This is a genomic window from Streptomyces sp. NPDC016851, assembly GCF_055562795.1.
This window is the reverse complement of record NZ_JBVHEP010000047.1, coordinates 23,515-37,137: the sequence shown is the minus strand read 5'-3', so window position 1 is coordinate 37,137 and position 13,623 is coordinate 23,515. Positions and strand designations below refer to the sequence as shown.

Sequence of the window (13,623 nt, the reverse complement as noted above, 5' to 3'; positions counted from 1 at the left end):
GGGTGGGTCCGCAGCCCGGCGGAGCGGGGTGCCGCTGCGCCCACCCGTGCCGCCTGGGGGCACCTCCCAGGCCCTTGAGGCACTGGGGGAGGCACGACTGCCCGCAGCTAAGCGGGACCTGCGGCAGCTAAGCCACCACGCGCCCGCAGCCGCCTACGGCGAGAAGGGGACGTGTCGGGGGGTGTCCGCCCGCAGCGGTTGGCGCGTCAACGGACGGTTAGTCGGTACGCAACCCCATCGCGCCGTTCCGAGGACGGACACCCCCCGGCGCGGCCCCGACCCACCACACCCCGGCAGGCGCTACGCGCACCCCCACCGAAGCAGCCACAGGCCGCCGCAGGCACCCGCACCACCCACACAACGGAGAGGCTGACACAGACCGTGCACGACGAACTCATCGCACAGGCCCAGGCGTGGCTCACCGAGGACCCCGACCCGGAAACCCGCACCGAGCTCGCCCGCCTCATCGACGCCCAGGACCACACCGAACTCGCCGCCCGCTTCAGCGGCACCCTCCAGTTCGGCACCGCCGGCCTCCGCGGCGAACTCGGCGCCGGCCCCATGCGCATGAACAGCTCCGTCGTCATCCGCGCGGCCGCCGGCCTCGCCGCGTACCTCAAGAAGCAGGGCCACCACGACGGCCTCGTCGTCATCGGCTACGACGCCCGCCACAAGTCGCACGACTTCGCCCGCGACACCGCCGCCGTCATGACCGGCGCCGGCCTCCGCGCCGCCGTCCTCCCCCGCCCCCTCCCCACCCCCGTCCTCGCCTTCGCGATAAGGCACCTCGGCGCGGTCGCCGGCGTGGAGGTCACCGCCAGCCACAACCCGCCCCGCGACAACGGCTACAAGGTCTACCTCGGCGACGGCTCCCAGATCGTCCCCCCGGCGGACGCCGAGATCGCGGCGGAGATCGCCGCCGTCCCGTCCCTCACCACCGTCAGGCGCCCCACGGAAGGCTGGGAGACCCTCGACGACAGCGTCCTCGACGCCTACCTCGCCCGCACCGACGCCGTACTCGCCAAGGGTTCCCCCCGCACGGCCCGCACGGTCTACACGGCGATGCACGGCGTCGGCAAGGACGTCCTCCTGGCCGCCTTCGCCCGCGCCGGCTTCCCACAACCGGTCCTCGTCGCCGAGCAGGCCGAGCCCGACCCCGACTTCCCGACCGTCGCGTTCCCCAACCCGGAGGAGCCCGGCGCGATGGACCTGGCGTTCGCTACGGCCCGCGCGACCACGCCCGCCCCCGACCTGATCATCGCCAACGACCCGGACGCGGACCGCTGCGCCGTGGCCGTACAAGACGACCAGGACGACGGCCAGAACGGCACCGCCTGGCGCATGCTCCGCGGTGACGAGGTCGGCGCCCTGCTCGCCGCCCACCTGGTCCGCCGCGGAGCGACCGGCACCTTCGCGGAGTCGATCGTCTCCTCCTCCCTCCTCGGCCGTATCGCCGAGAAGGCCGGCCTCCCCCACGTCGAGACCCTCACCGGCTTCAAGTGGATCGCCCGCGCGCAGGGCCTGCGCTACGGCTACGAGGAGGCCCTCGGCTACTGCGTCGACCCGGACGGCGTGCGCGACAAGGACGGCATCACGGCCGCGCTGCTGATCACGGAACTGGCGTCGCAGCTCAAGGAGGAGGGCCGCACCCTCCTCGACCTCCTCGACGACCTGGCCGTGGAACACGGCCTGCACGCCACGGACCAGCTCTCGGTCCGCGTCGAGGACCTGTCCCTGATCGCCGCCGCGATGCGCCGCCTGCGCGAACAGCCCCCGACCGAACTCGCCGGCCTGCCGATCACCCGGACCGACGACCTCACCCAGGGCACGGACACCCTCCCGCCCACCGACGGCCTGCGCTACACCCTCGACGGCGCCCGGGTGATCGTCCGCCCGAGCGGCACGGAGCCGAAGCTGAAGTGCTACCTGGAGGTCGTGATCCCCGTCGCGACCCACGCCGAGCTCCCCCAGGCCCGCGCACAGGCGACGGCCCTACTGGAGTCGATCAAGCGCGACCTGTCGGCAGCGGCAGGCATCTGACCGCACCCGCGGTCGGCGCCCACAAGAACGGCACCGCCCCGGCCGAGCACCTCGGCCGGGGCCGATGGGCCAACGGGCCCACGGGCCCACGGGCCCACGGTCACCCCACCATCACCAAAATCAACACCAACAACGCCCCGGCAACCGCCGGCCCCATCACCTCGTACGCCCACCGCACGGTCACCTCCCCCTGCGCCGTCTCCGCCCGGCGGCGCGCCTCGTGCAGCCCCCGCAGCTCATCCATGATCCGGTCGGTCTCCGCCCGCGCGGGCCCGTCCGACACCGGGCCTCCAGCGAGACCCTGTCCCGGCCCCGAGCCCAGCCCCGCACGCATTCCGAGCGCGCTGCCACGCCCCTCGTCACGCCCCATCTCCCGCCGCGCCTGCGCGGTCGCCCGCATCTCACGCCGCGCGGCCTTCTTGCGGGCCCGCAGCGACACGGGCACGGCCCACAGCTGGTACTTCGCGCCGGACTCGGTGAGGACCTCGTTCGAGTAGGACGACTTCAGCGAGGCGACCTGCCCCCAGGGGACCACGATGACGCGGAACGGGTTGCGGATACGCAGCCGGTCGTCACCCGCGTACACGGCGGGCCGCAGCGTGAACGCGGCGACCAGCGGCACGATCAGGATCAGCACGGCGAGCGCCATCCACGGCGTGCGCCCCTCGCCCGAGACGATCGCGTCGATGCCGAGCCATCCGGCGATGGCCAGCAGCAGCACGCCACCGGCGATGGCCGGAACCGACCGGTACACCCGGTCCTTGGACTCGGGCTCCGGAGGCTGTGGCGCGGGCGACTGGGACTCGGGGCTCGTCATGCTCCGATTCTGCCGGACCGCCCCTCGCCCACCCACCACACCCCCGACACCGCTCCGCCACCAATGGCACCCCACTCCGCCACCACCCCACTCCGCCACCACCCCACTCCGCCACCACTCCACCCCACCCGACCAAACCCGGGGGCTGTACAGCCGCTACGCGCGTAGATATGCTCGTCTGGTGACCATGCCCAGTTCTGCACTCACCGCAGCTCACCCCCTCAAGGACGTCACCGCGTCCGACAGCGCGCTGCGCCGCTTCCTCCACGGGCTTCCCGGCGTCGACGCGGTCGGACTGGAGGCCCGTGCGGCCTCCCTCGGTACGCGGTCGATCAAGACGACCGCCAAGGCGTACGCCATCGACCTCGCCATCTCGATGGTCGACCTGACGACGCTGGAAGGCGCGGACACCCCGGGCAAGGTCCGGGCGCTCGGCGCGAAGGCGGTCCGGCCCGACCCGACCGACCGTACGGCGCCCGCGACGGCCGCGGTCTGCGTCTACCCCGACATGGTGGCCGTGGCCAAGGAGGCCGTCGCCGGCTCCGGCGTGAAGGTCGCCTCCGTCGCCACGGCGTACCCGGCCGGCCGCGCCCCGCTCACCGTCAAGCTGGCCGACGTCCGTGAGGCCGTCGCCGCCGGCGCCGACGAGATCGACATGGTCATCGACCGCGGGGCGTTCCTCGCGGGCCGATACTTGAAGGTGTACGACGAGATCACCGCCGTGAAGGAGGCCTGCGGCACGTCCGCGCGCCTGAAGGTCATCTTCGAGACGGGCGAGCTGTCGACGTACGACAACATCCGCCGCGCGAGCTGGCTCGGGATGCTGGCGGGCGCGGACTTCATCAAGACGTCCACCGGAAAGGTCGCCGTCAACGCGACCCCGGCGAACACGCTCCTCATGCTGGAGGCGGTACGTGACTTCCGTGCACAGACCGGCATCCAGGTCGGCGTGAAGCCGGCCGGCGGCATCCGCACCTCCAAGGACGCCATCAAGTTCCTCGTCCTGGTCAACGAGACCGCCGGCGGGGACTGGCTGGACAACCACTGGTTCCGCTTCGGCGCCTCCTCGCTGCTGAACGACCTGCTGATGCAGCGCCAGAAGCTGGCCACCGGCCGCTACTCCGGCCCCGACTACGTGACGGTGGACTGATACCCGTGAACAGGGAAAACGTGTCATCGGTATTCGAATACGCCCCGGCCCCCGAGTCCCGCTCGATCGTCGACATCGCGCCCTCGTACGGCCTGTTCATCGACGGCGAGTTCGTGGAGGCGGCCGACGGCAAGGTCTTCAAGACGGTCAGCCCCTCCTCCGAGGAGGTCCTCGCCGAGGTCGCCCAGGCGGGCGAGGCGGACGTGGACCGCGCCGTACAGGCGGCCCGCAAGGCCTTCGAGAAGTGGTCGGCGCTGCCCGGCTCGGAGCGCGCCAAGTACCTGTTCCGCATCGCGCGGATCATCCAGGAGCGCAGCCGCGAGCTGGCCGTCCTCGAAACCCTCGACAACGGCAAACCGATCAAGGAGACCCGCGACGCGGACCTCCCCCTGGTCGCGGCGCACTTCTTCTACTACGCGGGCTGGGCCGACAAGCTCGACCACGCCGGCTTCGGCGCGAACCCGAGGCCGCTGGGCGTGGCGGGCCAGGTCATCCCCTGGAACTTCCCGCTGCTGATGCTGGCGTGGAAGATCGCCCCGGCGCTCGCCACCGGCAACACGGTCGTCCTGAAGCCGGCGGAGACCACTCCACTCTCGGCGCTGTTCTTCGCGGACATCTGCCGCCAGGCGGGCCTGCCGAAGGGTGTCGTCAACATCCTCCCCGGCTACGGCGGCGCGGGCGCGGCGCTGGTGGCCCATCCCGGCGTGAACAAGGTCGCCTTCACGGGCTCCACGGCCGTCGGCAAGGAGATCGCCCGCACGGTCGCCGGCACCCGCAAGAAGGTCACGCTCGAACTGGGCGGCAAGGGCGCCAACATCGTCTTCGACGACGCTCCGATCGACCAGGCCGTCGAGGGCATCGTCAACGGCATCTTCTTCAACCAGGGCCAGGTCTGCTGCGCCGGCAGCCGCCTCCTGGTCCAGGAGTCGATCCACGACGAGCTCCTCGACTCCCTCAAGCGCCGTCTGTCGACCCTCCGCCTCGGCGACCCGCTCGACAAGAACACGGACATCGGCGCGATCAACTCCGAGGAACAGCTCACGCGCATCACCTCCCTCGTCGAGCAGGGCGAGGCGGAGGGCGCCGAGCGCTGGTCACCGGCCTGCGAACTGCCGGAGAGCGGCTACTGGTTCGCCCCGACGCTCTTCACGAACGTCACCCAGGCGCACACCGTCGCCCGGGACGAGATCTTCGGCCCGGTGCTGTCGGTGCTGACCTTCCGCACCCCGGACGAGGCGGTCGCCAAGGCCAACAACACGCCGTACGGGCTCTCCGCCGGCGTCTGGACGGAGAAGGGCTCGCGCATCCTGGCGGTCGCGAACAAGCTCCGCGCGGGTGTCGTCTGGTCCAACACGTTCAACAAGTTCGACCCGACGTCGCCGTTCGGCGGTTACAAGGAGTCGGGCTTCGGCCGCGAGGGCGGCCGCCACGGCCTGGAGGCGTACCTCGATGTCTGATCGGCTCACCGTTCTGAAGACCTACAAGCTGTACGTCGGCGGGAAGTTCCCGCGTTCCGAGAGCGGCCGGGTGTACGAGGTGACGGACTCGAAGGGCAAGTGGCTGGCGAACGCACCCCTGTCCTCCCGCAAGGACGCCCGTGACGCGGTCGTGGCCGCCCGCAAGGCGTTCGGCGGCTGGTCCGGCGCGACGGCGTACAACCGCGGCCAGGTCCTCTACCGCGTCGCGGAGATGCTGGAGGGCCGCCGGGACCAGTTCACGCGTGAGGTGGCCGATGCGGAGGGGCTGTCGAAGTCCAAGGCGGCGGCGGTCGTGGACGCGACGATCGACCGCTGGGTCTGGTACGCGGGCTGGACCGACAAGATCGCCCAGGTGGTCGGCGGCGGCAACCCGGTCGCGGGCCCGTTCTTCAACCTGTCCTCCCCCGAGCCGACCGGCGTGGTCGCGGTCCTGGCGCCCCAGGAGTCGTCGTTCCTGGGTCTGGTGTCGGTGCTCGCCCCGGTGATCGCGACCGGCAACACGGCGGTCGTGGTGGCGAGCGAGAAGGCGCCGCTGCCCGCGCTGTCCCTCGCCGAGGTCCTGGCGACCTCGGACGTCCCCGGCGGCGTGGTCAACGTCCTGTCGGGCCGCACGGCGGAGATCGCGACCCCGCTCGCCGCCCACCAGGACGTCAACGCGATCGACCTCGCGGGCGCCGACGAGGTCCTCGCGAAGGAACTGGAGATCGCCGCGGCCGACAACCTCAAGCGTGTCCTGCGTCCACAGCCTGTGGATTACGCGGAGACGCCCGGCATCGACCGCATGACGGCGTTCCTGGAGACGAAAACGGTCTGGCACCCCACGGGGTCACTGGGCGCGTCGGGCTCCTCGTACTAGAGCGCCCCTCACAGCGGAAGCCCCGGCCCTCCTCCGTCCGGGAGGGCCGGGGCTTCTCCACGTGCGCGCCTACTGCTGCGACAGCAGCCCGGCCGCCTCCCCCACCACCGGAATGCTCGCGATCGACTGCGCCTGCGCCACCGGCCCCGTCAGCGCCTGGGACGTCATCGGCTTGAAGTCGGCGAGCTGGGTGCCGACGCCGTTGTCGAGCGGGTCGACTCCGGTGCCGGCGAGCGGGTTGGGCTTGAGGCCGGCGACCGGGCCGGTGACGTAGCCGAGCATGCCGGTCGTGGCCTGGAGGCCGGACTGGGGGTCGATCCGTCCGAGGGAGGTGGGGCGGGTGTTGACCATGCCCAGGACCGAGTCCGTGTCGGCGGCGGCCGTCGCCGTACCCGCCCCCAGCGCCATGCCCGCGGTCGTGAGGACGGCCAGGGCACGCTGGGCGGTCGGCTTCTTGGGAGAGTCGTGTCGAGCCATCGCTGCCACCTTCTGAAGCACTGGGTAATCGATTCGACACAAAGGGTAGTTGAGGTGTGACGCGCGCATCAAAGCCGACCCGCGGGGTCGTACGGCCCCCGATGGATGCCTCACACTGGTGTCCCGTGAGTTCTCCTCTGGCCATACCGACGCGAGTCGTGCTGCTCTGCGGCCCCTCCGGCTCCGGCAAGTCCCTCCTCGCGGCCCGCTCCGGCCTCCCGGTGCTGCGGCTCGACGACTTCTACAAGGAGGGTGACGACCCGACGCTGCCGCTGGTGGCGGGGAGTTCGGACATCGACTGGGACCATCCTCAGTCGTGGGACGCGGACACGGCCGTCGCCGCGATCACCCGGCTGTGCCGCACGGGCCGTACGGACGTCCCCGTCTACGACATCGCGCGCAGCGCCCGCACCGGCACGGAGACGGTGGACATCGGGCGGACTCCGCTGTTCATCGCGGAGGGCATCTTCGCGGCGGAGATCGTCACGCGCTGCCGGGAGCTCGGCGTCCTCGCCGACGCGCTGTGTCTGAGCCGCGGCCCGGTGAAGACGTTCCGCCGCCGCTTCCTGCGGGATCTGCGGGAGGGCCGCAAGTCGGTACCGTTCCTGCTGCGCCGCGGCTGGCGTCTGATGCGGGAGGAGCGCTCGATCGTCGCCCGCCAGACCGCGCTGGGCGCGTACGCCTGCGACCGCGACGAGGCGATGGGCCGGCTGGCGGCCGCGGCGGCGGGCCGGTGCGCGAGCCTCGGCACGGCGGCCTGAGCGGGAGCGAAAGAGACGAGCGGGAGAAAAGCGGGAGACGAGCAGGACAAGCGGGAGACGAGCAGAGGGACAAAAGAAAGCGGGACCGGACGGACCCCCCGGCCCTCCAGTCCCGCTCTGTGCTCCCCCCGTTGTCCTCCCCCGTCTTCCCCCCCCGTGTTCCCCCCACTGTCCTGAGGAGACGCCCCCCAGCGTCTCCGCAGTTCCCCCGTGGGCCCCGGTTCCCTCCCCCGTGGGGCCCCTTTGGTGCTCCCCCCCGACCTTCAGGCGACGAGCTCGCCGAAGGCGTCCTCCTCGTCACGGCCGAAGCTGAGGACCTCGTCCTCGCGCAGCCGGCGGAGCGACCGCCAGATGCTGGACTTCACCGTGCCGACACTGATGTCGAGGATCTCCGCGATCTCCGGGTCCGTGCGGCCCTCGTAGTAGCGCAGGACCAGCATGGTGCGCTGGAGCTCGGGCAGCCGGGCCAGCGCCTGCCACAGGACCGCGCGCAGTTCGGTGCCGCGCATCGCGTCCGTGTCGCCGGGCGTCTCCGGGAGTTCCTCGGTCGGGTACTCGTTGAGCTTGCGGCGCCGCCAGGCGCTGATGTGCAGGTTGGTCATGGTGCGGCGGAGGTATCCGCCGACCGCGGCCTTGTCACTGATGCGGTCCCACGCCCGATAGGTCGAGAACAGCGCGCTCTGCAGCAGGTCCTCGGCCTCGAAGCGGTCGCCGGTGAGGTGGTAGGCGGTGGCGTACAGGGAGGCGCGGCGCTCCTGGACGTAGGCGGTGAACTCCGCCTCCGACAGCGAACGGCGCTCCCCCGAGTCCTCCCTGTACGCGGCTCCCCCGTGAGCCGCCCCCGTCCCCTTGCTGTCCCCCGTGTGTGCGTCAACGACCGTCATGAACCCGGTGTGCTGACGCCCGGTGCCGCGAGCGCACCCCCGCCCGCTCACGGCACCGGACTTCTCGGAACCCCGGCTCACGTCGTGCAGACGCGTGACCACTGCGCTGGTGCTGGTGCCGTGCAGCGTGTTCATCTCGCGCCCCCCGTCGTGGACTTCCGGTGTGCGGCCCGCCGGTCGGGCGGGCTTTCCTGCTTGTGCCGAAAACTTTGCCGCGGCACTTTCATGGCCGTGTCCGCCGACTGTCACAGAGCTGTCACAGGGGTCGGCCATATGGCGGACACACCTCGTGCACAGGCATCGGCGGTACAGCGCCCGGAGAAGCGCGGAAACCCTCCCAGAACGACTCCCCCGGGGCTATCGTCTTCTCCTCAACTTCCTGTGCCACCAGCCAGTTCGCACGCGATGACGAACCAGTGCGGGCGGTGCCGCGAAGGTGCGCGACGAAGCGGACGGGGGGCTCGCGATGGAGCGGCTGAAGCATGTCGTAGTGGTGATTCCGGGCATCGGCGGGAGCGTGTTGCAGCCACCCGCGGGAGCTGCCCACTGGGACGAACGCCGGCGCCGCCTGATCGCCGCGGCGACCCGGCCGGAACGGCTGTCCCTGGACGCCCGCCCGGACCTCACACCGGTGGACCTGCTGTCGGACATCCGTCTGATCGGTCCGTTCGTACTCCCCGGATACGACGGTCTCGTGCGGCAGATCCGTCGATCGTTCGCCGACGTACGGGTCGACGTCAGCCGCCCCGACCGCACGCCGGACCCGCGGGCCGACCTCGTGCTCTTCCCGTACGACTTCCGGAAGGGCATCGTGCCGGCCGCGCACCGTCTGGCCGCGGACATGGACGCACGACTGCGTGGATTGAGTTCGGCAGCGCGCCGCCGCCGGGTGATCATCGTGGCGCACTCCATGGGCGGGCTGGTCGCCCGGTACTGGCTGGGCCCGCTCGGCGGCGCTCCGGACTGCGCCGCGCTGCTCACCCTTGGCACTCCCCACCGTGGCGCCCCGAAGGCCCTGGACTACCTGGTCAACGGGGTGCGGGTGAGCCGGAAGCGGTTCTCGGGGCTGACGCGGGTGCTGCGCGGGTGGCCGTCGATGTACGACCTGCTGCCCCGCTATCCGGCGGTGCAGCGCGCTGATGACGGAGCGACGCTGTACCCGCACGAACTCGACGGCGGACTGCTGGCCGCGGCGGAAGCCAAGGCGGCGTTCCAGCGGCACGTCGACATCGAGACGGCGTGGCAGGAGCTGTCCCAACAGGACCGCCCCGAGGTCATCCCCGCTTACGCGCGCGGACATGCCACTCCGTCCCGTGCCGTGCTCTCGCTGCGCGAGGGGCGCCACGCGCTGTCCGTGACCAAGGACGCGCCGCTGTGGCTGCCCAACCCGGAATGGCACGGCGACGGTTCGGTGCCGGCGATCTCGGCTGTCCCGCTCGAACTGGACGACAAGCGCGGGACATGGCGGGGGCAGCCGGAGAAGCATCTGGCGTTGGCTTCCTGTGCGGCGGTGGTCGACGTCCTGACCGCGTACGCGGGCGCGTCCCTGTCATCCGTCCGGGGCGAGGAGCCCGACCGGCCCTGGCTCGGACTGGACCTCGACGAGGCGGTGCTCACCGGTGAACCGGTGCGGGTGGGCATCACCCTGCGAGGCACGCACGCCGAGGCGGAGACACAGGTGCATGTGCGGGCGGTCGCGGCACAGGGCAGGCCACCGCGGCACACACCGTGGGTACGCGGGATCCCGCTGGACGGCAAGGGCGGCAGCTGGGTGGCGGAGATCGCGGAACCGCTCGACGCCGGGCTGTACACCGTGGAGGTGACGGCGACCGGGGTGCCGGGTGTCGGGCGCCTGCGGACGACGGACGAGCTGGGTGTGGTCGACGTCCTCGCGGAGGCGGGCACGCGGGAGGGAAGGAATTGAACACTGTCTCGTCCTGGCCCCGTTGGTCTGCCGAGCATCAGCCGGGGTCACTGATCCAGTACGTCCAGCGCGAGGCGGCGGCACACTACCTGGGCTCCCGCATGCCGGGTCCGTCCGGTGACCCGCCCGCGGTGCGTGTGCGTGCCCTCTACGAGGCGTTCGCGGCCCAGGACATCCAGTACGTCGACGAGCCCAGCAGCAGCGAGACGGGGCTCCAGGCCATCCGGCCACCACACGAGGTGCTGAAGAGCCCGCGGCACGGCACCTGTCTCGATCTGGCCGTGACGTTCGCCGGCGCCTGCCTGTACGCGGGGTTACACCCGCTGATCGTCGTACTGCCGCCGGCCAGGCCGGGTGCGCCCGCCCACGCCGTGATCGCCGTACGGCTCTACGGCGGGTGGTCCGGCCGGCCGGACGCGGGGTACCGGAGTGACGAGGCCGAGCCGGCCTGGGACGCCCTTCCGGCGGACTTCCTCCGTGAGCTCGCCGACGACCAGGACTCCCCCGGCTCCTACCTCGCCATCGACATCACCGGGGTCTCGTCGCGTGCCGGTGCCGCCGAAGCACGCCGGCGACAGCAGCTGAGCTGGGAGGACGCCGTCGCGTACGGCACGGAGCTGCTTCGCGGTACGGAACCGGAACACTGGATCGTCACGCTCGACGTCGGACTGGGCCACAGCCTCAATGAGGCGTACCCCTTGCCCTACCGCCCGAGCACAGACCTGCTGACACCGCCGTACGTCCCGATCGACGGCGAGACGGGCCCTCTTCAGCAACTCTGGGCACGGCACGACGTCATCCGCTTCCTTCCCCGCGACGAACTCGATTTCCTCCAGGACTGGTTCCAGGCACCGGACCCGGACGGGGGGCCGCGGACCCGCATCGCCCTGCTGCACGGCCAAGGAGGGGCGGGCAAGACCCGCCTGGCGGCGGAGCTGGCGAGCAGGCTGTCCCAGGAGGGCTGGTACGCGGGGTTCCTCGTACGGTCGCCCGATCCGCGTGATCTGAGCTGGCTGGGACACGTGGCCTCGCCTCTGCTGGTGGTCGTGGACTACGTGGAGGACGCCAAGTCCACGGATGTCGTCAACCTGCTGCGAGCGGTGCGACGCCGTACGGAGCCGACGTGCCTGATACTCACCGCGCGCACGGTGAGCGGCTGGTGGGAGGAGATCGCCGAGGCCCTCCGGCACGAGGCGCATGCCCACGTCCTGGAGAACAGGCCGCTCAAGCCCCGTCATCCGCGCCAGAACGACGTGTACCGGGCTGCCCTGCACAGCTTCGGCGGATCACAGAGTGTCGCGCTGGCCGGCACGCCTCCCCCGGATCCGTACGCCGGCAGATGGACCACGCTGGACCTCGTCATGCTGGGCTGGCTGGCTGCCCGCCAGGACGGCGGTGACCTGCCCGTATCGGAGGAAGGACTGTACGAGGAGATCCTCCGGCACGAGCTGAACTACTGGAAGAAGTCATACCGGGCTCAGGTCGGCAAACCCTCGGAGAGCCTGCTCCGGGCGGTCGGTGCCTGCATCAGCCTGCTCGCTCCCCGGGTGGAGCGGCTGAGTAACGCCCTCAAGGCCGTGGAGGACTTGGCGGAGGACGCCAAGTGGCGGCGGGAAGTGGCCGAACTGTTCGTGGAACTCCTGCCGGTCACGCCTGAGGACGGAACGCTGGCGGTTCGCCCGGACCCGGTGGGATCACATCTGGCCGCAGGGGAGTTCGGCTCCGACCATGACCTGTTGCGGCGGTGCCTGGAGCAGGCGGACCGGGACGAGCTGCTGAATGCCTGCGTGGGTCTGTCACGGGTGAGTGCGTCGAGCGGCGGGGAGCCGACGACCGGCCTTGCGAGCACGGCACTGAACGACATGCACGATCTCTGGGCTCCGGCGCTGGCGGTGGCGGCCACGCAGGGCGGGCCGTTCGTACGGGCGTTGGAACGGGTTGCCGAGTCGGAGGAGAACTGGCTGCCGCTGGCCGAACTCGCCGCGACGCTGCCCATGGGGAACACGAACCTGCGCCGCCTGGCGCTCATCGCGACGCAGCGGTCGGCTCCGCAGGGCCCCGGCGACGATACGGAGGAGGAGTTGGCGGCACGAGCCTCGTGGCTCAACAACCTGGCCGTGCGCCAGAACGAGAGCGGTGAGCGGGAGGCCGCTTTGGCGTCGGCCGCTGAGGCGGTCCGCCTCTACCGGGTTCTGGCTGAGGCAGATGCTGATACGTACGTGTCCGATCTCGCCATGGCTCTTAACAACCTCGCCAACCATCAGAGCCAGACCGGAGACACTCAAGCCGCACTCACCAACGGCACCGAAGCCGTCCACCACTACCGAACCCTGGTCGACGCCAGCCCCGCCGCACACCTCCCCGACCTCGCCATGGCCCTCAACAACCTCGCCAACCAGCAAAGCCAGGCCGGAGACCGCCAAGCCGCACTCACCAACGCCACCGAAGCCGTCCACCACTACCGAGGTCTGGCTGAGGGCGATGCTGCTACCTACCTGCCTGCCCTCGCCACCGCCCTCAACAACCTCGCCAACCAGCAAAGCGAGATCGGAGACCGCCAAGCCGCACTCACCAACGCCACCGAAGCCGTCCACCACTACCGAACCCTGACCGAAGCCAACCCCGCGGCCGTCCTCCCCAGCCTGGCCAGCGCACTCAACAACCTCGCCAACCGCCAAGGCCAGACCGGAGACCGCCAAGCCGCACTCACCAACGCCACCGAAGCCGTCCACCACTACCGAACCCTGACCGAAGCCAACCCCGCGGCCTTCCTCCCCGACCTCGCCATGGCCCTCAACAACCTCGCCAACCATCAAAGCCAGGCCGGAGACCTCCAGGCCGCCCTTATCAACGCCACCGAAGCCGTCACCATCCGACGAACCCTGGTCGACGCCAACCCCGCCGCACACCTTCCCAACCTCGCCATGGCCCTCAACAACCTCGCCAACCATCAAAGCCAGACCGGAGACCGCCAAGCCGCCCTCACCACCGCCACCGAAGCCGTCACCATCCGACGAACCCTGGTCGACGCCAACCCCGCCGCACACCTCCCCAACCTCGCCAGCGCACTCAACAACCTCGCAACCCAGCAAGGCCAGACCGGAGACCGCCAAGCCGGACTCACCAACGCCACCGAAGCCGTCCACCACTACCGAACCCTGACCGAAGCCAACCCCGCGGCCTTCCTCCCCGACCTCGCCATGGCCCTCAACAACCTCGCCAACCATCAAAGCCAG

At 70.9% G+C, this 13,623-nt stretch carries 10 protein-coding genes; 7 read left to right on the top strand and 3 right to left on the bottom strand.

Features of this window, described 5'->3' with window-relative positions:
* Positions 1 to 381: 381 nt before the first annotated feature.
* Entirely contained in the window at positions 382 to 2,040 is a 1,659-nt protein-coding gene (locus ACZ3I3_RS40810) for a phospho-sugar mutase (RefSeq protein WP_467372922.1), read from the top strand.
* 100 nt (positions 2,041 to 2,140) lie between these two features.
* Here the strand turns inward: ACZ3I3_RS40810 and ACZ3I3_RS40805 are convergent, their stop codons facing one another.
* Positions 2,141 to 2,857 (bottom strand): PH domain-containing protein, encoded by a 717-nt coding sequence (locus tag ACZ3I3_RS40805; RefSeq protein ID WP_467372921.1) that lies wholly within the window; start codon positions 2,855 to 2,857, stop codon positions 2,141 to 2,143.
* 187 nt (positions 2,858 to 3,044) lie between these two features.
* On the opposite strand from ACZ3I3_RS40805, the gene deoC reads away from it, so the two are divergent.
* From deoC to ACZ3I3_RS40790, 3 genes are read left to right on the top strand one after another with little or no spacing between them, the layout of a single operon-like run.
* Entirely contained in the window at positions 3,045 to 4,007 is a 963-nt protein-coding gene (deoC, locus tag ACZ3I3_RS40800; RefSeq protein WP_467372919.1) for a deoxyribose-phosphate aldolase, read from the top strand.
* Positions 4,008 to 4,027: 20 nt separating this feature from the next.
* Positions 4,028 to 5,464 carry an aldehyde dehydrogenase family protein gene (locus ACZ3I3_RS40795; RefSeq protein WP_467372918.1) on the top strand — a complete coding sequence of 479 codons (1,437 nt, stop codon included), beginning with the start codon at positions 4,028 to 4,030 and terminating at the stop codon, positions 5,462 to 5,464.
* Positions 5,457 to 6,341, top strand: coding sequence for an aldehyde dehydrogenase family protein (locus ACZ3I3_RS40790; protein WP_467372917.1), 885 nt, complete (start codon positions 5,457 to 5,459; stop codon positions 6,339 to 6,341). Before ACZ3I3_RS40795 ends, ACZ3I3_RS40790 begins: the two co-directional genes overlap by 8 nt.
* A gap of 69 nt (positions 6,342 to 6,410) precedes the next feature.
* On the opposite strand, the gene ACZ3I3_RS40785 is transcribed toward ACZ3I3_RS40790, so the two are convergent.
* On the bottom strand, positions 6,411 to 6,818 hold the full coding sequence (locus ACZ3I3_RS40785) for a hypothetical protein (protein WP_467372915.1): 408 nt from the start codon (positions 6,816 to 6,818) through the stop codon (positions 6,411 to 6,413).
* Positions 6,819 to 6,919: 101 nt separating this feature from the next.
* Between ACZ3I3_RS40785 and ACZ3I3_RS40780 the strand changes: the two genes are divergently transcribed.
* Positions 6,920 to 7,579: a uridine kinase family protein gene (locus ACZ3I3_RS40780; protein WP_467372914.1), complete on the top strand. Its 660-nt coding sequence runs from the start codon at positions 6,920 to 6,922 to the stop codon at positions 7,577 to 7,579.
* Positions 7,580 to 7,842: 263 nt separating this feature from the next.
* Here the strand turns inward: ACZ3I3_RS40780 and ACZ3I3_RS40775 are convergent, their stop codons facing one another.
* Entirely contained in the window at positions 7,843 to 8,598 is a 756-nt protein-coding gene (locus tag ACZ3I3_RS40775; RefSeq protein ID WP_399407272.1) for a SigE family RNA polymerase sigma factor, read from the bottom strand.
* A 301-nt stretch (positions 8,599 to 8,899) separates the two neighbouring features.
* Between ACZ3I3_RS40775 and ACZ3I3_RS40770 the strand changes: the two genes are divergently transcribed.
* Together ACZ3I3_RS40770 and ACZ3I3_RS40765 are read left to right on the top strand one after the other, a co-directional pair.
* A complete protein-coding gene (locus tag ACZ3I3_RS40770; RefSeq protein ID WP_467372912.1) occupies positions 8,900 to 10,387 on the top strand; it encodes an esterase/lipase family protein in 1,488 nt (495 codons plus the stop codon).
* Positions 10,384 to 13,623 (top strand): hypothetical protein (locus ACZ3I3_RS40765; RefSeq protein WP_467372911.1); only part of this gene is annotated, 3,240 nt, incomplete at its 3' end. The genes ACZ3I3_RS40770 and ACZ3I3_RS40765, both read left to right, overlap by 4 nt.

Bases quoted from the DNA above. Each gene is read 5' to 3' on its own strand.
- deoC (WP_467372919.1), top strand. From the start codon at position 3,045: ATGCCCAGTTCTGCACTCACCGCAGCTCACCCCCTCAAGGACGTCACC.
- ACZ3I3_RS40805 (WP_467372921.1), bottom strand. From the start codon at position 2,857: ATGACGAGCCCCGAGTCCCAGTCGCCCGCGCCACAGCCTCCGGAGCCC.
- ACZ3I3_RS40785 (WP_467372915.1), bottom strand. From the start codon at position 6,818: ATGGCTCGACACGACTCTCCCAAGAAGCCGACCGCCCAGCGTGCCCTG.
- ACZ3I3_RS40790 (WP_467372917.1), top strand. From the start codon at position 5,457: ATGTCTGATCGGCTCACCGTTCTGAAGACCTACAAGCTGTACGTCGGC.
- ACZ3I3_RS40780 (WP_467372914.1), top strand. From the start codon at position 6,920: ATGGATGCCTCACACTGGTGTCCCGTGAGTTCTCCTCTGGCCATACCG.
- ACZ3I3_RS40775 (WP_399407272.1), bottom strand. From the start codon at position 8,598: ATGAACACGCTGCACGGCACCAGCACCAGCGCAGTGGTCACGCGTCTG.